The sequence below is a fragment of the Gimesia sp. genome, from assembly GCF_048260065.1.
Classification (GTDB): Bacteria; Planctomycetota; Planctomycetia; order Planctomycetales; family Planctomycetaceae; genus Gimesia.
In genome coordinates, this window is record NZ_JBLXHC010000002.1 from 63,378 (window position 1) to 85,008 (window position 21,631).

Consider the following 21,631-nt stretch of genomic DNA (forward strand, 5'->3'; position numbering starts at 1 on the left):
TTTGACCTGTTATCCTTTAATCCGACGTTGTCTGACTCTGTTTCATCTGCTGCTGCAGGCGGGTTGCGATTTTCGGGTGCTGGTCAGCCACGTTCTGTTGTTCTCCGATATCCGTTTCCAGATTATAGAGTTCCAGTGGTTTATTGGGACCTGTGCGGACTGCTTTCCATTGCCCCTCACGTAACGCTTCCTTCCCCCGGTATTTCCAGTACAGGGATTCATGCGTGGGCTGTGGCTGTCCCAATAGCGTCGGCAAATAAGAGATGCCGTCGATGTTTTGGGGGGATTCGACTCCAGCCAGATCGCAGGCTGTAGGCAGAAAGTCCCAGAAAGCGCTGATGTGGTCTGTTGTGGTGTCGGGCTTGATCTTCCCGGGCCATTTGACGATCAGTGGGACCCTGATTCCACCCTCGTACAGATCGCGTTTATAACCGCGTAACGGTCCGTTTGAGTTGAAGAATTCGACCTTGTGATTTCCTTCCTGGTGAGGTCCGTTATCGGATGTGAAGAAGATAACGGTATTGTCTTCCTGTTTCAGTTCTTTCAGCAGCGCGACAAGAGTTCCCATATCCCGATCCAGCCGCGTGATCATGGCGGCGAATCCTTTTTCAGGTGTGGGCCAGTCTTTGTCGGCGTAGATTCCATATTCGGGGACTTCCATGCCATCATTGACTGCGCGGCCTCCTTCATTATTGGCATGGGGAATCGTGTAGTGTGCCTGCAGGAAGAAAGGTCGATTGGCGTTCTGGCGGATAAACTGGAATGCTTCCCGGGTCAATAAATCATGTGAGTAGGTCTCGCGATTGACAGAGACCCGTTTCTGTGGACCGATTTTGTTTCCGGGCAGGACAACTTTCTGTTCGTTCTTCCAGAGATATTCGGGATAATAATTGTGAGCATTTCCCTGATCCAGATATCCGAACCAGAAATCGAATCCCTGCTGACTGGGAACACCACTGGTTTGAGGAAGTCCCAGTGCCCACTTACCGACACCTCCTGTGGTGTAGCCTGCTTCTTTTAAAAGCGTGGTGACTGTCGTGGTGCCTGTCGGGAAAACGTATTGTTCATTCTGGCTGATGGGGGTGTGTCCGCTATGCTGGCCCGTCAGTAAAACCAGTCGCGAAGGGCGACAGACGGTATGTCCGGAATAGTGACTGGTGAACCGCATCCCCTCTTTGGCCAGCTGATCGATATGGGGAGTTTGAATGACCTTCTGACCGTAGCAGCCCAGGTCTCCGTAACCGAGATCATCAGCCATGACGTAGATGATATTGGGCTTCGTGGCTGCTTCAGCGCGTATTTGAAACGAAATCACGAACAGGAAAAACACTGGTATTAGAAACAGAATCCGTCGCGGGCAGAGTATGGATAGCATTACAAACCTGTTACTGAGTGAATGATTATTGAGAGTGTGTTATCGATGAATATTTATCGAGATTGTTTTAAAGCCGGGAATTCAACGATGACTTTGATAGCGCCATCCCGGCGATCGCGAAACAGTTCAAATGCCTGTTGGATCTCAGCCAGTGGGAACCGATGTGTGATGATTGGCGTGACGTCGATGCGACCTTCCGCGAGCCATTGCATCGCCAGTGGAAAATCGTAATTAAAGTCGGGGTTCATGCTGGAATAAACGGTGATATTTTTGAAGACCAGATCGCGGAGACGCACCTGGTCGATGGTTTCCGGCGGGACTCCAAATACAAGAATACTGCCTGCCTGTCGACAGAGTTCGATGCAGAGGTTTAACTGCTGGTCGGCATGACCGACGGCTTCGATGACGATGTCAGGCAGTTCCCCTTTCAGGATTTCTCTGACTGCGGTAACAGGTTCCGTGTGCTGATTGCAGATCGTGGCGGTTGCACCCATGGAGGGGCTGACCTGCAATCGGGATTCAAGCAGATCGATTCCGATGATTTCTCGTGCTCCCATATTGCTGAGGGCCGCATTCATTAATTGTCCCATCGGTCCCTGCCCGACCACGGCGACTGTCTTGTCCAGCAGGTTAGGAAGTTTTTTCAAAGCGAACAGGGCCGTTCCCAGAGGTTGGGCCATCAAAGCATGTTCTTCGGGGATATTGGTGGCGATGGGAATGGTTCGCGTTTCATCCAGAATGAATCGTTCCCTGAGCCCCTGCTGCATGACGGGAACCGCCAGGACCCGGTCCCCTGTCTTCCAGCGTTGACCATTGGTGGCTGTGACGGTGCCGATCATTTCATGGAGTGAGTGGCCGATTTCGATTTCCCATTCATCGCTGCCTGTAAAGTACGGTAAGTCAGAACCGCATAGGCAGGTGGTTTCCGGCTGGAAGATAATTTCGCCGTGACCTGATTCTGCTTTGCTGACAGGTGATAATTCGGGTTCGGGGAGTTCGATGAGTTCGATTTTTCCGGGAGCGACAAGGTGGCTGGCTAACAATGAACTGATCCTGAAAAATGAGAATCCATGATTGTCCCGGAAAAAGATGTCAATTCTGGAAGCAGTCATGCGGAATGGGTATAGTAATATAAAATATACGATACAGCTTAAATTGCAATGTTGAGCCACTGCGCTGCGTCAGCAAAGCATCATTGAGACAGGAGCCTGAGAATGGACAAGCAGATCACTGTGGCGGTACTCACGAATGAAACGGGCGCACATTTAAGCCTTTACTTTGCGGCTTTGAAAGAGATCAAAGCGGTCAAAGAGGTGGTCCTGTCGGATCCCGGGCAGACTCAGGTGGAAGCGGCGCGAAGTCAACTTGGTTCAAAATTGACTGCCGTGTATGACAAACCTGAAACGCTGTTTCAGCAGGAAAAACCCGATATGGCACTCGTGACGATGCAGGCCAGTCAGGCACCACGGGCCATCAATCTGGCATTGGATCATGGCTGTCATGTGTTTTCAGAGAAACCGGCCTGTCTGAGTGTGGAGCAGTTCGAGCCCCTGGTTCAGAAGGCGGAAAGCAAACATCTGCATTTATCACTGGCCCTGGCGAATCGATTGAATCCGGAAATCCAGTTTGCCCGGTCTTTGATTCAGGGAGGTTCGCTGGGAAAGATCTACGGTGTGGAAATGACTCTGCTGGCAGATCAGACACGGCTGACAAGTCCTGCTTATCACAAGAGCTGGTATGCCCACAAGGATCAGGCGGGGGGCGGCTTTTTATCGTGGCTGGGGATTCACTGGCTTGATCTGTCGATGTATCTGACGGAGTCTTCCATTACGGATGTCGCAGGGTTTACTGCTCTGGTAGGAGGCCAGCCCATTGATGTGGAAGACTCAGCGGCACTCTCGTTTCGTTACGCTGCCGGTTTTCTGGGAACCTTGACGGCGGGTTATTATATGAAACAGGGATACCAGTCGATGATTAAAATCTGGGGAAGCAAAGGCTGGTTGGAGATGCTCCCATTTGAAGAGCGTCATCTGGAATGGACGTTGAATCACAATGGTAAAACATTGAAATTTGACAAATCGACTGAGCCGCGCGGCTATACTCCCGCTGTCGAGAAAGCGGTTCTGGCAGTTGCCAATGATCAGTCTCCGTTGCTTACCAGCCGCGAGAGTTTGAGAATCATCAGAACGATTTATGCTTTTTATGAAGCAGACAGGACCGGAAAGACCCAGTCGATTCCACAAAACTGAGCGACGATTTTCCCTTAAATGTATTCGTCGTCGTCTTTCAGGTCTTTCTCTGTAATGATGCGATGGCCCTGCTCCGATAAGGTTCTGATTCCCAGATCGATATCATCCACGCATAAGGCGATCGCGCCTCGTCCATGTCTGCGATAGAGCAGCGGATAGGTGTAATCGATGTTTACTTCCGCCTGCAGCAGCGACAGGCAGATTCGCATGTAAGGCTGTGTGTCATCGGGAAGTTCAACGCCGATCAGATCTTTTTCAAAGAAGGTGTAGTTGGAGAGTTCAAAAATCTCCCGGGCCCGCTCGTAATTGTCGAGTACAATGCGGCTCATGGCCACATCGACGGAATCGACGGTACTTAAGGCGATGATTCTGAGATCAAATTTTTCCAGCAGTTTTAATAGCTGATGGAGATACCCGACCCGGTTTTCCATAAACACACAAAATTGGCGCAGGCAAGGCCACTCTTTGCCTGGTTCCCCGGTGGGGTAGGAAGATTGATCTTCAAATTCCATCTATTATTCTCTCCACGATGTGAACAAATCAGGATTGAAAGACGGCACAGAACATCATTCGAACCTGAACTTGCAGCGTGATAGAACCAGAATATTCGGCTCTCATCAAGTTCTTATCTACCGGCAATTTAAGAAAATAACTCGATAGCGTCAATAAGAGGTCACTTCTCTGGTTCCCCGGCTGAGGAAATAAGTCTCTGCGGATCAAATTCCTCTGGAATCTATCAGGGAGATCTCTATGATTCGCATGAGAATTGGACCATGTTCCGGTTCGAGCGTTAAAAAATCAGCCTGAATCCGGGAGTTTCTGCATTGATACGTACTTTTCTGTTCGACATGGGGAATGTGCTCGCTTTTTTTTCACATGATAAGATGTGTGAACAAATGGGGGGACTCTGCGATCGATCCCGGACGGAGATCCAGAACCTGCTGATTGAATCGGGGGTTCAGTGGGAATACGAGCGTGGTAAGCTATCTCCGGCTGAATTTCACAGCTGGTTCGAACAGACTGTCGAAAAAAACATTGATTTTAATGAGTTGTTGACCGCCGGCTCAGACATTTTTGAGCTCAACACCACCATCATTCCCGTGTTGGATTCCTTAAAAACTCAGGGGTATCGACTGGTTCTCCTGTCGAATACCTGTGTTTCTCATTTTGAGTTCATCTGGAAAGAATACGAGGTCCTGCAGCGATTTGATGACTTTGTCACGTCTTACACTGCCGGTGCAATCAAGCCGGAACCGGCTATCTTCGAATGTGCGCTGGAAAAGATTCAGTGTGCGCCAGCAGAAGCATTTTATACGGATGATATTCCCGAATATATCAGTCAGGCGCGCCAACTGGGGCTGCAGGCAGAAGTTTTTACTGACACCGAGACGCTGATTCAACAGCTGGCGCAGCGGGACATCCGGGTCTGAGTGAAACTGCTCTGCATCCGGATGATGTTTCGCAATGTTAGCCGAATAAACCTCCGGTTAACAGAATGTTCAGCATTCTTAGCTGCTACCTCCCTGCTCTCTCTGGTTATGGACAGTCGTTTCCACTCTTTGGAACATTGTTTGCGGTATACGGTAACCGAAGTTTCGAGGTGCGCCCCCGGTTTCCTCGATTTTCGGCGTATATTCAGAACTTGCCGTTCTTTTCAAATAGTGGAATGCGTTATGTCGGTCGATTCTTATCCGGAGACTCTGGAGTCACAACATCCTGACAGTGAGCAGCGGTCTTACCGGGAAATGTTCTCAATGGGATGGCCCCAACTGGTGACCTGTCTCTGGTTTGCACTACTGTTTTTCTACTTTGGCAACGTGCATATTTTTTATTCCGATATCTGGGGCCACGTTTCTTATGGAGAATGGATTGTGGCTCATCAGAGTCTGCCCGTTTACGATCCTTTTCTCTCCCTGGCAGAAGGGGTAAAAAGCATTGATGCCGCCTGGCTTTCACAGGTTTTCTTTGCCAAAGTGTATGAAGCGTTTGGCGTACGAGGTTTATCCTATGTCTTTGCTTTAACTGTATTCACGACCCATGTGCTGTTCTGGCTGGCTTTTTATCTGAAAACAGGCCGAGTCGGGATCAGTACTCTGGCGTCATTTCTACTGGTGGTCATTTCTTCCAGCCGCATTGCCATTATTCGACCCGAGATTTTTGGAACACTGTGCGTTGCGATGATGCTGGTGATCATGGCCTGGTCTGAGAAATATGATGTCTGGGATCGACTGGCCCATTCAGACGAAAACACCGGAAACCCTGGCAAAAAAGCTCCCTGGGCTTTGCTGCTGGCACTTTATCTGGGAATTCCACTCATTTTCCTGGCATGGGCAAACCTGCATGGATCTTTTGTCGTTGGTCTGGCGATTCTGGGGCTGCAATTTCTGGGGAGAGTCCTGGAAGTGGGCTGGCGAACAAGAAGCCTGGTGCAGGTCTGTCGTGATCCCTGGGTCAGACGCTGGCTGGTGGTGACAGAGTTATCTGTCTGTGGGGCACTTCTCAATCCTTATCATATGGATCTGTTCCTCAATTCTTTGACATTTCCACGAAATCCCAACCTGAAAGACGTGCTGGAGTGGGAACCTCTCGAATTCAGGGACGCCGAAGGAATCTGGTTCTGTGTTTCGTGGGTGCTGATGCTGGGACTGTATCGCCACAGTCGGGAAACCATCCGGACGGCAGATGTCCTGCGCGTAGGGCTGCTTTCACTGGCCGTGATTATGGGAGTGAGAATGATCGGCTGGTTTTCCGTGGTTTTTGTCTATGCCATGGTTCCGCATCTGGCGAATGTGACTCCCCGGAGGGAGTTACAGCTTCCTGATTCGAATGAGGACTCTAAAGAGTCCCTTTCTTTCTGGTCCCGAAAAACCCCAGTCATCACAGCGGTGTGTGTGCTGATTGTCTGGTTTGGATTTGCATTCTCTAATATTGCGACACCTTTGTTTGGCGGAAAACCAAGGCCGCTGGACAAAGTTTACAGCCAGGGAACTCCCCGGAAATTGACCGAATTTTTAAGAGAACACCCTCCCCAGGGACAAGTCTGGAATCCGCAATGGTGGGGAGACTGGCTGGTCTGGGATGGACCTGAAGGAATGAATGTGTTCATGACGACAAATGCGGTGCATCTGACTCCCCCTCGAGTCTGGAAGGATTATCTGGGGATTGCCAGAGCCAATCGAAACTGGCAATCGGTTGCAGAAAAATATGCGGTAACCACATTTATCGTGCATAAAGAAAAACAGGTCCAACTGGATAAACAGGTTCGTCGACTGAAAGGCTACAAAGTGGTTTATGAGGACGATTTAAGTCTGGTGGTCTCACGAGAACCGGAATTAATTGCTGCTGCTGAACAGGAGGAAAAACCGTCTGAAGAACAACCTGTTGACGAAAAAACGGTTGAAGAAAAACAGGAGGTGCAACCATGAGTCCACAGGTTATGTCCTTGAAATCAAAACTGAAACTGACAGGTTTTCTCTGTTTTCATCTGCTGCTGATTGGAGTCGTGATCACCTGGGGAGCGATGCGTTTCCAGAGCTGGGAACAGCAAAAGCAGCTGCCGGAAATACGCCTGACACCGTTGTCGGTGACACCTCAGTATGATCGGCCGGAGATTGTTTCAGACGAGGATCTCGTGAAGGTACTGAACCGATTGAGACCCAAATTCCGGGGTAAATCACCCCAGACTAATCACGTGGATCATGCATTGCGTTTCTGGGGAATTGAAGCGGAATTTGATGATCCCCGTTCGCTATCCGGTATCGAAATGCGGGATCTTTTACTGGATCACCGCCGATTCGGTGACGCCTGGGGGGAAAAGACCGATCCGTTGTTAGTTCATAATCAATTTGGTGTCAGGGTCCGTGTACAGGAAGGTTTGGAGACATCAAGCCATGAAGATCATACTCTTGCTACTCTGGCAGAGGTCGGAACGGCTTCTGATTATCCGGTTGTCACATCTGAGGGAGAGACGAATCTGTCTGCGATGATCGAGGAAGCGATGCGTTCTTTCTCGCTGAACCAGGTGGAATACGAATGGTCTGCAATCGTATTTGCGCTCTATATCAATTCCGCTCGGGACTGGATGACGACTGAGGGACAAAACATCAATTTCGATCTGATCTCCGAGCGGATCATGCGACAGCCACCTGTTAAAGGGGTCTGCTATGGAAATCACCGATTACATGCACTGGTGATACTGCTCAGAGTGGATGAACAGACTCCGATTCTGACGAAAGCAGGTCGTGAAAAAATCGTGAAATACCTGCAGGGAATCACCAGCGTGCTGGTTAAAAATCAGTCAGAGGAAGGGTTCTGGGATAAAAACTGGGATGCGCAACCTCTGGATCTGGAATCGGAGAAGAAGTTCGCTCCAGACTCGCGTCGAGTGCTGGCAACCGGGCATGCTATGGAATGGTGGTCTCTGGCACCTCCAGAGGTTTTACCTCCCGATGAGACGCTACAGAAAGCCGGACACTGGCTTGTGGAAACCATCCAGCAGATGCCTGAATCTGAGATTCAAAGCAGCTATACCTTCCTGTCTCATGCGGGACGTGCGCTGGCTCTCTGGCGTGGGAAGTTTCCCTTTCAGGTTGACTTATCAAGTCAGAGCGTTGAAGCCCTTTGATAGCGTTCACGCATAATCTGAACCCAGATCCCTGCTTCTCTTTATCTGAATGACAGTGACGAGAATACGTCTGTTCCCGCTTGTGCATCCTGGGAAACACTTTGTTTCAGGATGTTAACAATTGGAAACATGATTTTGGCGTAACATTCTCTGGTAAACAGTCAATTCGAAATTTACTGGAATCACTGCATAAATCGAAAATTGCGGATTTTACCGTTCGTGATGTTATTTTCAGATATTGTGAGAAGGCGCAAGATGCATTGTGGAGTGGAAATGCGAAAAATATGTATTGTGGGTCAAAATGGCACATCGTCTGCTGTATTTTTGCAACGTCTGCGCAGGGCGTGTGTAGACGAGTTAATTTACTCGGATGTTGAGAACCGCATTTTCTTGCGGTGCATCGGGTATGCATTAACCATTTGATCTATGTGAGGAGTACGAATGAAGATGTTTCAGCAGTTTTGGAATGATGAAAATGGTTTCGTCGTTTCAACAGAATTAGTGCTGATCGCTACTGTGTTGGTTCTTGGCATGATTGTCGGACTGACTACACTGCGCGATCAGGTAATCGCGGAACTTGCAGACGTTGCCGCTGCATTTTCTAACAGTAACCAGAGCTATTCCTTCTCAGGAATTACCGGTCACTCGTCCAGCACATCAGGGTCGTTGTTCAATGACAACACAGACTTCTGTGATGCTGACGAAGACGGCAGTGGTACTTTCGCTCACTGTATCACCATCGTAACAGCTGAACCAGAAGGTGCATAAGATCTTGTATCTTCTGCTGAGATGAAAATGCATTTTAAAGTCAGTGGAAAAACGTGGGTTATTCTCTGATTTAATTTGCAGCGACTATGTTTCAATTTTTTTTCAATATGTTCAAACGAACTGTTAAATCAGTTCACAAAATAATGAGGAGTTAGAATGAACATGCTTTCTAAGTTCTGGAATGATGAGGCCGGTTTTGTTGTCTCATCTGAACTCGTACTGATTGGCACAATCCTGGTACTGGGTGTTGTTGTTGGTCTGGCCACCGTTCGTGATCAGGTTGTTCAGGAATTGGGTGACCTTGCATTAGCTATTTCAAACATTAATCAAAGCTACAGTTTTTCAGGTGTTACAGGACATACATCCAGCACAGCTGGTTCCGTGTTCGCTGACCTGACAGACTTCTGTGATACCAACGTAGATGGTGCTGGTACTGAACCAGAATGCATCTTCGTGCAGCAGGCAGCTACAGTTGGCGAAGGCTAAGCCTTGTCTTCTCGTGATCTTTATTATCTGTTTTCGGAGACGCCCCTCCGAAAACAGATAATTTTTGAAGTCGTTCATCTTTGGCACATAAGATGCCTGAGTTGTGAGTGTTAGTAAAATATCAGTCTAGATTATATTCAGACGGGATTCGTGTTGGAATGAGAATTGCTTCTCAATTGTGGAATGAAGAAGGTGGGAGTGTTTCCCCATTTGCAACGGTATTGTTGATGACAATTCTTCTTTTAGGTCTGCTGCCAGGTATTGTAACTCTACGCGATCAGATCGTTCAGGAGTTTGGTGATATGGCCGTTGCAATTGAGAGTCTTGATCAGTCTTACAGCTATTCATTCAACGGTGTAACGAGCGAGTATATTGATTCCAGCAGTGTGAGTGATCCAGATGGTGCTGCACCTGCCGGTCTCGATCTGACAATATCCGCGTCTGGCGAAGGCGAATAAACAGAGTAGTTGAATACAATTTCAGACAGTAATCGAACAGAACAAGAGTGTATTTCATCTGACGTCTGCTGAAGGCTGACAATAGTTGGAATCGAACAAACATATCAATATCCGAAGATTTCAGGGAAGTTAGCGTGGCAAAAATTAGTCCAGGAACGATGACGGCAGCGATTTTCGCAATCCTATTAGGTCTAGGCGCAGCATATACTGTGAGGCAGTTTCTTCATGAAAAGCCAAAACCTTTCGTTTTGGCAGAAGATCCACCTGCAGGACCACAGAAAATGGTTCTTCCTATTGCTTCACGCGACCTGGTTCCGGGGCAGACTCTTTCGCTCGATGATATCTCATTGCTGCGGATCTCTCCCGAAATGCTTGCCAAACGTTTTGACGCGAAATCTCAAGGCAAGCAGCGTATTCTGATGACTCAGTATATCGCGGGACGAACACTCAAATCGGCGATCAAAGCTGGAGAACCTTTTCACACAGTTGATTTGTTTGCGAACGGAATGGGACCTGGGATTTCAGAAATCCTCGAACCCGGAAACCGAGCTGTTACCGTCGCTATTCACAAAATTGGTAATGTCGCCGGCTTTTCTCGACCGGGAACGATCGTGGATGTGCTGTTCCGTTCCAACGAAACAGACGGGATTCCGGAAACTACGATTACCCTTCTTGAAAAAGTACGAGTCCTCGCGGTGGGTGATCTTGCTGTCCCCGGACATAAAGTCGGAAGCGCGAGTAATGTAGAATATCCTGTCACGCTTGAGGTTTCTCCCGAACAAGGCAAGGTTCTTAAAGTGGTCGAGGATCACGGTGTATTAAGTCTGGCTTTACGCCATCCTGACGAGAATACGGAAGTTGTTTCAGCGGGGCGATCCAGTGACCGATTGACACTTTCCAATATTCTTGGATTTATGCCTAACCAGCGCGTTACCAGCATGGATATCTATCGTGGAGGCAGTCTGCATACAGTGCACTTCAAGGGTAACCGAGCATACAAAAATCAGAACTGGATTGATGCAATTGAGACACCAGTTGCTTCTGAAGTTATCCCCTCCGGTAAAACAACGACTACTATGAAACCATCCGAAAATAAAACTTCAGAGATTTCGACACCTGCCAACGGGCTGTAAAATCTGCCAGACAGTGTGTCATTCTCGATTCTTTATCGGATGATCGCAGTTAGTAGCGTTGATAGTTAGCTTTGAGCACAGCTCTATGCCACGCTCAGGGTGCGCACTGACTTCAGTGGCTACAGAATTATTTTACAGGGAACTATGACCAGACGGTTGGTTCTCGCAGCCTGAAAAACAAATCTTCATCAATATTAGGTTTAGCATGGAATCACTTGGTACGAAAAAACTTTTTGTGGAGCCGATCAGTTACATTCCTGAGAACAGGGAAGCCGAACTTCGATTCCAGAAACAGAAAGTGCTCATCCATCAGGAACTGGTCGATTCACTTGATCTGTCCATGCTGGCCCAGATCTCAGAGAAAGAGCTCTCTGCAGAAGTACGAGCAGTTGCAATGGAAATCTGTGACGATCATGCTTCAGTGCTGGAAGGGATTGACCGGGAGAGGCTGCTGGGTGAACTGTTAAGTGAGGTCTTCGGGCTGGGGCCGTTGGATCAACTCATGCAGGATCCAGATGTCAGTGATATCCTGGTGAATCATGCTTATGAAATACACATTGAAAAGGCGGGACAACTACAGGAATCTGATGTCATTTTTGCTGATAATCAGCATCTGATGCGAATTATTCAGAGGATTGTTTCACGCGTGGGCCGCAGGATTGATGAAGTCAATCCCATGGTCGATGCCCGGCTCCCTGATGGCTCCCGAATTAATGCCATTATTCCTCCACTGGCATTAAACGGACCCTCATTATCGATTCGAAGATTTGGAACGAAGCCTCTGCAGATCGATGATCTGATCGAAAAAAAATCTGTCACACCGGAGATTGTCGACTTCCTGGCTGCAGTGGTTGATTCCCGGATCAGTATGTTGATTTCCGGAGGTACCGGCAGTGGTAAAACAACGATGTTGAATGCCCTGTCAAATTTTATTCCACGTGAAGAACGCCTGATTACAATTGAGGATTCAGCAGAGTTGATCTTGCAGCATAAGCATGTCGTTCGGCTGGAAACCAAAGTAGACAATACCGAAGGCGTGGGGGAAATCTCACAGAGACAGCTTGTGAAAAACAGTTTGCGTATGCGACCCGACCGGATCATTGTCGGTGAGGTGCGAGGCGCTGAAGCATTAGACATGCTCCAGGCGATGAATACGGGACATGAAGGTTCTCTGACAACCATTCACGCCAATGATACCCGCGATGCACTGGCTCGCCTGGAAATGATGGTAGCGATGAGTGGGTTCGATCTGCCTCTGCCTGTGATCCGGCAGTATATCGCAAATGGTATTGGCATCATCCTGCATGTGTCTCGTCTGAAGGGCGGACAGCGCTGCATCACAAAAGTTTCCGAGATTATCTCACTGAACAGCCAGGGAGATTATACCGTAGAAGATATTTTCGGTTTTGAACAAACGGGAATTGATGACCAGGGTAATGCACAGGGAAAATTCTATGCTACCGGATACCGTCCATTGTGCCTGAAACGCATGGAAGCCTCCGGAATTAAATTGAGTCAGCAGATCTTTGAGAAAAAGTAAAAATGAATCCAGAGACTGATTATCCCTGGTTTTGAGTTTTGTGTTTTAGAGAGTAAGTGGAGAACTCCTGTAGTGGATAGTTCATCAGTAGCCTTGATTTGTTTTGCAGCAGTGACAGTTGCGGCGCTGGCAGCTTATCTGTTTGTCCGCGATTTGGCTGGCGTGTCTGGTTCGACAGGGGAATCCTTTTCAAAGCGGCCTCGTCTACGCAGAATTCATAATGTATTCGATCAAGAGCCTGCAACCAGCCTGCTGGGAAAATTCGACCAGAGTTTTGATCGGCTGGTACTTGAGAACGGTTCCGATTTCACACCGTTCAGTGCTTTTCTCCTGTTGGTTGCCTGTGGTCTGGCAATTGGTGGCAGTATTTTCATTTACTCGAATCAACCGCTGGCTGGGATTGCCGGGATGATTGGAGGCATGATTACCGTTCTGATCATTCTGCACTTTCGTCGAAAAAAACGTATGCAGACCATTCAGGAAGAACTTCCTGAAATGATCGATTTACTGGCCCGCTCGACACATGCAGGAGCCAGTCTCGAACAGGCTATTTCGATTGTTGGTGAAGAAACGAAAGGGCCATTGAGCTCTGAATTCAGACGTTGTGCCCGGCAGCTCGACATGAATTTATCAGTTCCCGCTGTCATGAAGTCTCTTTCCAGCCGTATCCAGCTGATTGATTTGAAAATATTAACGTCTACCTTAATGCTGTATCGAAAAACAGGCGGAAATCTTCCAGCCAATCTGGAACGCATGGCGGATGTGGTTCGAGATCGCATCAACTATCGCCGCCAGATGAAAGCATCCACCGGGGCAGGCCGTGCTTCCGCTCTGCTGATGACGGTAGTGGCTCCGGTAGCATTCGTTGTATTGATGGTTGCATTTCCTGACCATGTATCCAATCTCTATACGGATCCCATTGGGAACATACTGTTGTTGATTGCTATTGTTCTGGAAGTGATCGGGATTCTCTGGGTATCGACACTTTTAAGAACCGATTATTAAACATCGATTCGGACTTTCACAAACTGGTTGACTGTTAAAGGAAACTGGTTTTTTATTAAAGAGATCTCCATGTTTATTGAAATTGTCACCGTTGCCACTTTTTTGTTAGTCTGCTTTGTCATCTTCCTTATTGGAGATGCCATTTCAGCAGGCCATCGTGCAGGCCGGAAGAATTCAAAGCTCGATGAGCGAGGTGTCAATTATTATAAAACATCTAAGGTTGGTGTATTCAGTCGCGCACTTGCTGGCGTGATTCCACAGTCCAGCAATGAAATCAGTAAAATTGAACTCGATTTGAAACGCGCTGGATATTATCGCTCAACGGCCCTGGTCGAATATCTGGCGACTCGAAACATGCTGGTCGTTTTCGTATTAATCGGGACCGGGATCGGTTGTGTATTGGCAGATCCTGGTTCAAACATTCCAGAGATTATTCTGGGAGCGGGATTACTTATCGCTGGTGCCGGTTATGGCTTGCCTCGTATCGTCCTGCATAATCAGGCAAACCGGCGTGTGCATCGAATCCAGAGAGGTTTACCCGATGCACTTGACCTGGTGATGATGTGCCTGACCGGTGGAGTACCATTAAGAACGGCTTTAGAACGCGTCACTGATGAAGTCCGTTTTTCTCATCCGGATATCGCCGTCGAATTCGAAATTATTCGCAGGCATGCAGATGCAAACTCGATGGCAGATGCTTTAAAGCAGTTTGCTAAACGGATCGATGCACCAGACGTGAACGCTTTGTCTTTAATGATTTCTCAGACAGAACGACTGGGGACGAATGTTTCGACGGCATTGATTGACTTTGCCGATGGAGTACGAAGAAAATACCGACAACGGGCTGAAGAGAACTCCAGTAAAACCAGTATCAAACTGCTGTTCCCCATCATCTTCTGCATGGCGCCTCCGATCTACATTTTGTTCTTCGGACCAGCAGTTCTTGAACTGCGAAATTTCCTGATCCGTGAACATCGTCCGGGGGGGATTCTTGAGCCAAATACTTATGGGGAATCCATCAGTGCGACCTCTGAGTCAGTTCGTCAGCAGACTGAAAATAGCGCTCAGTAAAGACAAAATAAATTACGCACTACTTCAGTCATTGAGTTAAAGAGTGGAATGCATGTTTCGGAAATTATATGTTTCCGAATTCGGGTTTAATTCTCAGCCTGAATTTTCTTCATCGTAGAAGATTTCTTTTGTTCCAGCATTCCGTACTTGCGCATTTTCTTATAGAGCCCTACCCGGCTGATTCCCAATGCTTTTGCTGTAGCCGTTTTCCGATATCCATTCTCCGACAGTGATTTCTGCAGTAAATGCTTTTCACTGATTGCTACCTGATCTGCCAGAGATGTACTCTCCATCTCCCGATGTAGTCTTTCCTGGCTACCATTACTGATTTGTTCAATAATATTGGGAGAAAATTCATTAGAGGTCAATTCGCCCTGATTCGAAAACAGAACTGCTCGTTGAATCTGGTTTTTTAATTCACGCAGATTTCCCGGCCAGTGGTACTGTTTGAGCATCTCAGGCACACTACGATGTATCTTCGTTATCTTGATTCCATGTTGTTCGCAGCATTCTTCAATAAACTGGACAGCGAGTGGGATGATATCGTGTGGTCGCTCGCGGAGTGCCGGCAGCCGAAACTGGAGCACATTCAGTCGATAATATAAGTCTGAACGAAATTTGTTATTGCGAGTCAATTCGTCCAGTTCCACATTCGCAGCAACAATCAGACGTGCTTCAGAAATGCGGGATTCAGTAGATCCGACAGGCTCAAACTGGCCTGTTTCAATTACTTTCAGTAACTTTGCCTGATCTTTGGATGAGAGAATATCGATTTCATCAAGGAGCAATGTCCCCTTCCCTGCGGCTTCGAAACGACCAATTTTAGAACGATCTGCCCCGGTGAACGAACCTCTCATGTGACCGAACAGTTCACTTTCAATTAAATCGGATGGGAGTGCACCACAGGCAATATTCTGAAAAGGTTCCTCGTTTCTTGGCGAGAGTTCGTGAATCATGGATGCCAGCGTCGTTTTACCGGTCCCTGTTTCACCAACGAGAAGTAATGTGACATTGTGTTTCGCGATCTTCGTGATTTGATCAAGAATCGGAATCATCGCCTTGGTATACGTGGCAACGTGCCTGTTTCGATCAATAATATGACGCGATTCTGGCAAGTCAGATGATTTAACGACCGGGTCAATGGCATCCAGATCTGCTGAGAGTGCCTGAATCTCTTCTGGTACAGGTGGGTATTCCAGGTAGCTGTCAGTCAGGAAGTTGGCAGACTCCAGTAACTCAAGAGGGATAAACTGATCTATAACTGAAACGACCTTAACAGGAGTGTCGCATTGCTCGCGCATGTAGAGGAGAATTGACTTCCGATCCTCAATTTCCGGAAGGGATTGTTCTGCGCGTAAATCAATAAATAAGACCGCCTGGCTCGATTCCTGAAGTGCATCCTTCAGGTCCTCAAGGCAGGAAACGGTTTCCAGTTTCAGATTGATCTCTTCCAGTTGACGGTTGAGTTTCAGGCCTATTTGGGAGTCTGAGGTATAGAGAATTCCAGGCAGGTGCATCACGGATCCTTTTGTACTCAATCAAGCAAGCGGCAATCTTGTACTAACTGTCAAAATTATCTGTTCAGGCAGATAGCTGATCTAATCATGACTCAGACCTAAATTTTGAATGTTTGAGTCGATTAGGAAGAATATGACGATTGTAATGATAGCGTTACGATAACAAATGTTATCACTAGAGGCAAATATGTAATCAGGGGTAAATAGGAAACTGTAAATAATCGTTTTCATAGTAATTATGAAACCCAATCTAAAGCCAGAATAAAATATAAAAAGTACGGATTGATTCAAATTAAAGTGTATAATTGTGTATGTTTTGTTTGCGTGATTCACAGGGGGAAATGATAAGTGTTCATTCCAGACAGGCTTAAGGAAATCGATCCTGACCCGGTTTAGTAAAACCAGTTTCCAGTGGAGCATGTAACAGGTCCAGTTACTCCATTCGTACCAGTTCGTCGATCACTGCCAGAAATACATCTCATTTGTATTACAACGCCACCAAAAGTTTTTGAAATTTGTGAAGTGGCAGCTGTCGATTAAGTAAAGCAGGAAGCTCGAGAATCAAACAGCATGGATCGCTCTGACAAAGTCCAGAGATTCTTCTTTGGACCTCATCCATTCTGATAATTTAGAGTCCTCATGAGCGATCGAATTCATTTCTGTATCAGTTTTTCTCTGCTGTTATTCATGGTGGGACTGGTCATCGCTCCATCCAGTTCTCAATCAACTTCGTCCGAGCCACCCCTGCACTATCAAGCTCCTGTTCAGTCTCACCAGACGGTTCAAAAATTTTTGGATGAGGAATCCGAACAGACAGCTTTCGTCAGTATCAATATCAAGGAGGTAGTGCCGGAGACAAAAAACAGGGAGATCGAGCAGTACATCCCATTAAATGTCGTACCGCAAATTATGGCGGGTAAAACAGAACAACAGTCTCCAGTGACGGCCCCTAAGCCAAAGATACAGTTTCAGCAACAGAGTCGGCCTGAGAATCAGCGATCCTCACGTGCCGTGCGTCAGAAACTGGAGCAGACCGTCGCAACTGCCAATAATTTAATCAACCAGTCTGAGAATTCATTTACCCGGGGACTGCTTCCCCTGGTAGATTACAATCTGGCATTGAATCTGGCTTATGATTCTAAGATCAAGGTTGCCGCGCTGCAGAATCGAGATCGCATTAAACTGCAACTGCTGAACGAGAAACGAAATCTGATTCAGAATGCCGTCGAGCAGCTTCAATCCATGAATCAGCCTGCCGCTCAAGGCTGGTATGGGGATCTGGTCCATGCCAGATTAATTCTGGCACAAAATGATTATGAAATCGCCGGCGCGATACGCAACCGCGATCTTCAACAGGCTGCGCTGGGACAGATCAACCGCTTTGCGAATGAATATCATGCAGTCCGTGTAGAGGAATTTCGGGTAGGGGAAGCTGGACTCGGCGAATTTCGTCGTGCTTCTCGTGCTGTCAATCTTGCAAGACAGGAACAGAATTTCTTTAACGGAGTGAAAAAAGATGAGACGAGTCTGATGGATTATACAGAGGATCTTCGTCAGATTGAGTCTGCTGTAGACTGGTTTGCTTCCAATGGGGCAGGCATGGGAAGAGCGGATCTGGTGGATTTGTCGAAGGCGCATCTGAATTATGCTCAGGGGAAATACTATCAGAATCAGAACCGGGAGTCAGATAGCCAGAATTACTTCAATGACAGCCTGGAACAGTCGAAAGCTGCGTGGGAAATGAGGATTGATCAGTATTATCCGCGGGGAACTGCAAGTCTGCATGACATTACCACAACCTGGATCTTATGGAACGCCTCTGGTTCTGCACTGTCGGAATCGAAGTCCAACCAGTCTGTTACCATAAAGCAGGATATCACTGCGGGTTTAGACCGGATGGTCAATATTGCCGATCAGATCACGGATCGTAGGGGAAGGATGGCTAGTGATATCAGTCTGGTGCACTGTCTGAAAAACTCAGAGTTTCTGGATGAACTGAAAAACAGTCAGAAAAAATAATCGTAACCCAATCTAACTGCGCATAAAAAAACAGCCTTCTTCTGAAGGCTGTTTTTTTTTTAAGAGGCGCCGCCCGGATTCGAACCGGGGAATAACGGATTTGCAATCCGCCGCCTTAGACCACTTGGCTACGGCGCCCTGAATATCGTGCTTACCAACTCTGATAAACTCTTATCTAACCAGAGTTTATTGTGGTAATATTATTTAATCAACAGAAGTGATACAGTCATTATTCGACTCTTCTTCGTCTGAATTTGACCGAATCCTAATAACCGATCGAAGTTAGGTCAAGCATTCAAGCAGTGATCGGTAAGATTTTTGTAAGCTTCCCAGATTAACAGGTAATTGACCAGTGACTGCTTGAGCTGATTGCAGTAGGTTTGCTTACTGAAAACTGGCGAATATGGGTTCTGAATGACTAACAGTCCCGCATTGGTGGCAATCTTTGCCAGATCCGTGTAGCATCGAGATGAAATCTGCCCTGCACTGATTCAGACGTGGTTCCATGGGTAATGGTTCATAATTTCTCTTCCCGGTATACCAATCAAAATCCCACTGTATTGAGAAGAGCTTTTTCGTTTCCAGATAAAGACCAGTAGAAATATTATGATTGATCATACAGACGCAACAGCAAAGATGACGGAAGAACAGTTAATTGATCGTGCCCGTGAAGCGTTAAGCGACAGTAGCTGGGTGATAGGCGAATGTGCCGCACAATGGACTAAAAAATATGCGAAGGGAAGAACCGATGCAGATTTTGGAGCCATGGTCGGTTTGAGTGGCGATCAGATTTATCAGCGTCGACGAGTCTGGGAAACATTCGGAGATGTGCGGGAACAGTACCAGCATCTCAAATGGTCACACTACTACATTGCCTTGACCTGGGATGATGCTCCGGAATGTCTGCAGTGGGCGGAAGAGAATCAGGCAACTGTCGCCGAGTTGAAAGCATGGCGTCGTGCGGTCAATGGTGAAGATCTTTCCATATCAGAACCATTTGAAGAATACCCGGTCGATTCCGAAGTCGCCTTTGTCTCAGATGAACCGATCTCGGTAAAAGATCCCTCTGAATATGGTCAGCTGGAGCGGGGAGAATCAGGTTCCCGCGAGCAGTCTGACTCCCCTGCTACGGTGGGGGCGCACGCTCGCGACGTTGGCGGTACTGGAAATGATTACAGTCCTTTCCGCTCTGGAGCGGGGGCGCCGGCTCCTCAGGGTTCGAGTTCTGAAGTGGCTGTCGTGGCAAAGCCTGAAATTACCCCTGAGCAGGCAATTAAACGTATCTGTTCTACTGTGGAACGCTGCCATAAAATGTTAAGTCCCGAAGTGGTTTCCGCATTTCCGGAATTATCTCCTAAACTGAAAAAACGTTTTATCAAAGCCGTCAGTGAATTTAATTCCGCTGCCGCCAGACTGCAGTAATCAGCAGTTGCGATACTGGAGTGTTCTGACCTAAAATTTGAGTCCATTCACTGAGTACTCAGCCTGATTGTTTGCTGTGTGAAATCAGTTTATTCATTCTGAAACGGGGACAGACAGTTTGGATTCTCCATCCAGAAAATCTTCAGCGATCCAGCGCTGGTTAATTCTGATATTAATCGTATTGATTGTACTGATGTCTGGGGAATTGATCAGACGTCAGTTTCGCCAGACTTCGTATCGTTATCCGATGGCAACGAATCTGACCCAGTCTGAAATCAGAACGATTGATCTGTTTAAAGAAGCATCGCCGTCGGTGGTCCATATCCGAACGGCCGAGATCGCATTCGAACTGGGACGATTCAGTCTGAATCAACAGAGGATACCACAGGGGTCTGGGAGTGGATTCATCTGGAACCGAAGGGGACATATCGTCACGAACTATCACGTGATCCAGAATGCGGATGAAATGACTGTGACTCTGGCTGATAACTCGACCTGGACTGCTTACCGGGTCAGAGTTGCCCCCTCGAAAGATCTGGCGGTATTAAAAATTGATGCACCTGCGGAGCTGCTGAAACCGATCGAGATTGGTATTTCTTCCAACCTGCAGGTCGGCCAGACTGTATTGGCGATTGGAAATCCCTTTGGCCTGGACCAGACCCTGACGACAGGGATTATCAGTGGACTGGGCAGGGAAATTATTTCAGTAACGGGTCGATCCATTCGAAATGTGATTCAAACCGATGCCGCCATCAACCCTGGTAACTCAGGGGGGCCTCTGCTCGACAGCTCCGGGCGATTGATTGGAATGAACACGGCAATCTACAGCTCATCCCACGTTTATGCCGGTATTGGTTATGCCGTGCCGGTCGATCTGATCAGCCGATTCGTTCCCCAATTGATCGAATACGGAAAGATTCAGAGTCCCAGTCTGAATTTTTCCGGTGTCGATGATTTTGTGACTGGCAAACTCAAAAAGAGTGGAGTTTTACCCCCTTCCGTTCAAGGCGTGATGGTTCAGGATCTGGTCGAAGGTGGTGCTGCCGATCAGGCCGGTTTACTGGAAATCAGGCGCGAGAAGAATGGAAAGATCATTCTGGGGGATCTGATCATGCAAATGGATGAAACACCAATTGTGGGATCAAATTCACTTCTGGACGCCTTAGAGAATCACAAGGTGGGTGACATAGTGACACTCACAATCTTCCGGAATAATCGAAAATTGAAACTAAAAGCCAAACTGCAAGACTGGAAAAACGACTAAGATCATCAACTCGCCGCTTTTTTCAGGAAGTGTAGATGACTCTGGGGGGAGTACGCTGAGGATAACGCGTTGATAAATATTCGGTTTTAATAGACTTGCGTCAAAAGATCTTGGCCAGCGAATCCGATTTCTTGGTTGACACTTTAGTGATTTGGATTACTATGTGTAGGTTCCTTTGATGTCCTCATCTTAATCCAGAGAGGGCTTTTGCAAACGACGCTCTAGTTGACAGTTCAATTATGCCTGCTGATTATCCACCTGAAATTGTCAAAGAAGGTCAGGTCACTGTAGTGGCTTTGGGACCTGAATATGAAAACCTGGACGAACCCAGGCTGGATGCCTTAACGGACGTGCTGTTACAGGTGGCTGAGACAGCAACCCCCCCGATCGTTGTCCTCGATCTCTCCCACACCTCCTTTTTCGGGTCCGCTTTTATTGAAGTGATTTTCCGGATGTGGAATCGTCTGAATCACAGAGAAGGTGGAAAGTTTACAATTTGCGGTTTGAGTGAATACTGTACTGAGGTGCTGGAAGTCACTCACCTGAATCAACTTTGGGAAACCTTCGACACCAGAGATGCAGCCATCAAAGCACTCAACTCTTAAATCTGAGTTGATTCTCTACCGTCCCTTTCCCTTACTCCTGCATCAATTCTTGTGTAATCATATGGAAGCCTGGTTAACGTAAGTGTTTCTGATTG

Annotated in this window: 19 protein-coding genes and 1 tRNA gene; 15 read left to right on the plus strand and 5 right to left on the minus strand. The window is 47.4% G+C overall.

Annotated elements, in window-relative coordinates:
* Nucleotides 1-16 precede the first annotated feature (16 nt).
* The gene (locus ACN0YN_RS03415; protein ID WP_417383585.1) at nt 17-1,375 is read right to left on the minus strand and encodes an arylsulfatase; all 1,359 of its coding nucleotides are present in this window, start codon (nt 1,373-1,375) and stop codon (nt 17-19) included.
* A 53-nt stretch (nt 1,376-1,428) separates the two neighbouring features.
* Nucleotides 1,429-2,418 (minus strand): zinc-dependent alcohol dehydrogenase, encoded by a 990-nt coding sequence (locus ACN0YN_RS03420; protein ID WP_417383586.1) that lies wholly within the window; start codon nt 2,416-2,418, stop codon nt 1,429-1,431.
* Between the two features lie 171 nt (nt 2,419-2,589).
* On the opposite strand from ACN0YN_RS03420, the gene ACN0YN_RS03425 reads away from it, so the two are divergent.
* Nucleotides 2,590-3,624 carry a Gfo/Idh/MocA family protein gene (locus ACN0YN_RS03425; protein ID WP_417383587.1) on the plus strand — a complete coding sequence of 345 codons (1,035 nt, stop codon included), beginning with the start codon at nt 2,590-2,592 and terminating at the stop codon, nt 3,622-3,624.
* Nucleotides 3,625-3,638: 14 nt separating this feature from the next.
* Here ACN0YN_RS03425 and ACN0YN_RS03430 read toward each other — a convergent pair whose 3' ends face one another.
* Nucleotides 3,639-4,136 (minus strand): acetolactate synthase, encoded by a 498-nt coding sequence (locus ACN0YN_RS03430; RefSeq protein ID WP_417383588.1) that lies wholly within the window; start codon nt 4,134-4,136, stop codon nt 3,639-3,641.
* A 312-nt stretch (nt 4,137-4,448) separates the two neighbouring features.
* Here ACN0YN_RS03430 and ACN0YN_RS03435 point away from each other — a divergent pair, with 312 nt between their 5' ends.
* From ACN0YN_RS03435 to ACN0YN_RS03480, 10 genes are all read left to right on the plus strand, one after another.
* Nucleotides 4,449-5,054 (plus strand): HAD family hydrolase, encoded by a 606-nt coding sequence (locus ACN0YN_RS03435; RefSeq protein WP_417383589.1) that lies wholly within the window; start codon nt 4,449-4,451, stop codon nt 5,052-5,054.
* 243 nt (nt 5,055-5,297) lie between these two features.
* A complete protein-coding gene (locus tag ACN0YN_RS03440; protein ID WP_417383590.1) occupies nt 5,298-7,049 on the plus strand; it encodes a hypothetical protein in 1,752 nt (583 codons plus the stop codon).
* Nucleotides 7,046-8,248, plus strand: a complete 1,203-nt coding sequence (locus tag ACN0YN_RS03445; protein ID WP_417383591.1) for a hypothetical protein — start codon at nt 7,046-7,048, stop codon at nt 8,246-8,248. The genes ACN0YN_RS03440 and ACN0YN_RS03445 overlap by 4 nt, the downstream gene beginning before the upstream one ends.
* Before the next feature lie 441 nt (nt 8,249-8,689).
* Nucleotides 8,690-9,016 (plus strand): Flp family type IVb pilin, encoded by a 327-nt coding sequence (locus tag ACN0YN_RS03450; protein ID WP_417383592.1) that lies wholly within the window; start codon nt 8,690-8,692, stop codon nt 9,014-9,016.
* A gap of 156 nt (nt 9,017-9,172) precedes the next feature.
* Complete coding sequence (locus ACN0YN_RS03455) at nt 9,173-9,502, plus strand: hypothetical protein (protein ID WP_417383593.1); 330 nt, start codon at nt 9,173-9,175, stop codon at nt 9,500-9,502.
* Nucleotides 9,503-9,660: 158 nt separating this feature from the next.
* Nucleotides 9,661-9,960, plus strand: a complete 300-nt coding sequence (locus ACN0YN_RS03460; protein ID WP_417383594.1) for a hypothetical protein — start codon at nt 9,661-9,663, stop codon at nt 9,958-9,960.
* 134 nt (nt 9,961-10,094) lie between these two features.
* On the plus strand, nt 10,095-11,093 hold the full coding sequence (gene cpaB / locus ACN0YN_RS03465) for a Flp pilus assembly protein CpaB (protein ID WP_417383595.1): 999 nt from the start codon (nt 10,095-10,097) through the stop codon (nt 11,091-11,093).
* Nucleotides 11,094-11,298: 205 nt separating this feature from the next.
* Nucleotides 11,299-12,633, plus strand: coding sequence for a CpaF family protein (locus ACN0YN_RS03470; protein ID WP_417383596.1), 1,335 nt, complete (start codon nt 11,299-11,301; stop codon nt 12,631-12,633).
* 72 nt (nt 12,634-12,705) lie between these two features.
* Nucleotides 12,706-13,638 (plus strand): type II secretion system F family protein, encoded by a 933-nt coding sequence (locus tag ACN0YN_RS03475; RefSeq protein ID WP_417383597.1) that lies wholly within the window; start codon nt 12,706-12,708, stop codon nt 13,636-13,638.
* 69 nt (nt 13,639-13,707) lie between these two features.
* The gene (locus ACN0YN_RS03480; RefSeq protein WP_417383598.1) at nt 13,708-14,709 is read left to right on the plus strand and encodes a type II secretion system F family protein; all 1,002 of its coding nucleotides are present in this window, start codon (nt 13,708-13,710) and stop codon (nt 14,707-14,709) included.
* Between the two features lie 86 nt (nt 14,710-14,795).
* Here ACN0YN_RS03480 and ACN0YN_RS03485 read toward each other — a convergent pair whose 3' ends face one another.
* Nucleotides 14,796-16,226: a sigma 54-interacting transcriptional regulator gene (locus tag ACN0YN_RS03485; protein ID WP_417383599.1), complete on the minus strand. Its 1,431-nt coding sequence runs from the start codon at nt 16,224-16,226 to the stop codon at nt 14,796-14,798.
* Between the two features lie 639 nt (nt 16,227-16,865).
* Here ACN0YN_RS03485 and ACN0YN_RS03490 point away from each other — a divergent pair.
* Nucleotides 16,866-18,245 carry a hypothetical protein gene (locus ACN0YN_RS03490; protein WP_417383600.1) on the plus strand — a complete coding sequence of 460 codons (1,380 nt, stop codon included), beginning with the start codon at nt 16,866-16,868 and terminating at the stop codon, nt 18,243-18,245.
* A 64-nt stretch (nt 18,246-18,309) separates the two neighbouring features.
* On the opposite strand, the gene ACN0YN_RS03495 is transcribed toward ACN0YN_RS03490, so the two are convergent.
* Nucleotides 18,310-18,383: transfer RNA gene (locus tag ACN0YN_RS03495), tRNA-Cys, on the minus strand.
* A gap of 468 nt (nt 18,384-18,851) precedes the next feature.
* Between ACN0YN_RS03495 and ACN0YN_RS03500 the strand changes: the two genes are divergently transcribed.
* The 3 genes from ACN0YN_RS03500 to ACN0YN_RS03510 all read left to right on the plus strand — a co-directional run bounded on the left by ACN0YN_RS03500 (nt 18,852) and on the right by ACN0YN_RS03510 (nt 21,536).
* Nucleotides 18,852-19,667, plus strand: coding sequence for a hypothetical protein (locus ACN0YN_RS03500; RefSeq protein ID WP_417383601.1), 816 nt, complete (start codon nt 18,852-18,854; stop codon nt 19,665-19,667).
* Between the two features lie 193 nt (nt 19,668-19,860).
* Entirely contained in the window at nt 19,861-20,931 is a 1,071-nt protein-coding gene (locus ACN0YN_RS03505) for a S1C family serine protease (protein WP_417383602.1), read from the plus strand.
* Between the two features lie 239 nt (nt 20,932-21,170).
* Nucleotides 21,171-21,536: an STAS domain-containing protein gene (locus tag ACN0YN_RS03510; RefSeq protein ID WP_417383603.1), complete on the plus strand. Its 366-nt coding sequence runs from the start codon at nt 21,171-21,173 to the stop codon at nt 21,534-21,536.
* The last annotated feature ends 95 nt before the right edge of the window (nt 21,537-21,631 follow it).

Coding starts and splice junctions, on each gene's coding strand:
- ACN0YN_RS03500 (WP_417383601.1), top strand. CDS start 18,852: ATGATTGATCATACAGACGCAACAGCAAAGATGACGGAAGAACAGTTA.
- ACN0YN_RS03510 (WP_417383603.1), top strand. CDS start 21,171: ATGCCTGCTGATTATCCACCTGAAATTGTCAAAGAAGGTCAGGTCACT.
- ACN0YN_RS03470 (WP_417383596.1), top strand. CDS start 11,299: ATGGAATCACTTGGTACGAAAAAACTTTTTGTGGAGCCGATCAGTTAC.
- ACN0YN_RS03485 (WP_417383599.1), bottom strand. CDS start 16,226: ATGCACCTGCCTGGAATTCTCTATACCTCAGACTCCCAAATAGGCCTG.
- ACN0YN_RS03450 (WP_417383592.1), top strand. CDS start 8,690: ATGAAGATGTTTCAGCAGTTTTGGAATGATGAAAATGGTTTCGTCGTT.
- ACN0YN_RS03505 (WP_417383602.1), top strand. CDS start 19,861: ATGTCTGGGGAATTGATCAGACGTCAGTTTCGCCAGACTTCGTATCGT.
- ACN0YN_RS03430 (WP_417383588.1), bottom strand. CDS start 4,136: ATGGAATTTGAAGATCAATCTTCCTACCCCACCGGGGAACCAGGCAAA.
- ACN0YN_RS03415 (WP_417383585.1), bottom strand. CDS start 1,375: ATGCTATCCATACTCTGCCCGCGACGGATTCTGTTTCTAATACCAGTG.
- ACN0YN_RS03440 (WP_417383590.1), top strand. CDS start 5,298: ATGTCGGTCGATTCTTATCCGGAGACTCTGGAGTCACAACATCCTGAC.
- ACN0YN_RS03460 (WP_417383594.1), top strand. CDS start 9,661: ATGAGAATTGCTTCTCAATTGTGGAATGAAGAAGGTGGGAGTGTTTCC.
- ACN0YN_RS03490 (WP_417383600.1), top strand. CDS start 16,866: ATGAGCGATCGAATTCATTTCTGTATCAGTTTTTCTCTGCTGTTATTC.
- ACN0YN_RS03455 (WP_417383593.1), top strand. CDS start 9,173: ATGAACATGCTTTCTAAGTTCTGGAATGATGAGGCCGGTTTTGTTGTC.
- ACN0YN_RS03425 (WP_417383587.1), top strand. CDS start 2,590: ATGGACAAGCAGATCACTGTGGCGGTACTCACGAATGAAACGGGCGCA.
- ACN0YN_RS03480 (WP_417383598.1), top strand. CDS start 13,708: ATGTTTATTGAAATTGTCACCGTTGCCACTTTTTTGTTAGTCTGCTTT.
- ACN0YN_RS03445 (WP_417383591.1), top strand. CDS start 7,046: ATGAGTCCACAGGTTATGTCCTTGAAATCAAAACTGAAACTGACAGGT.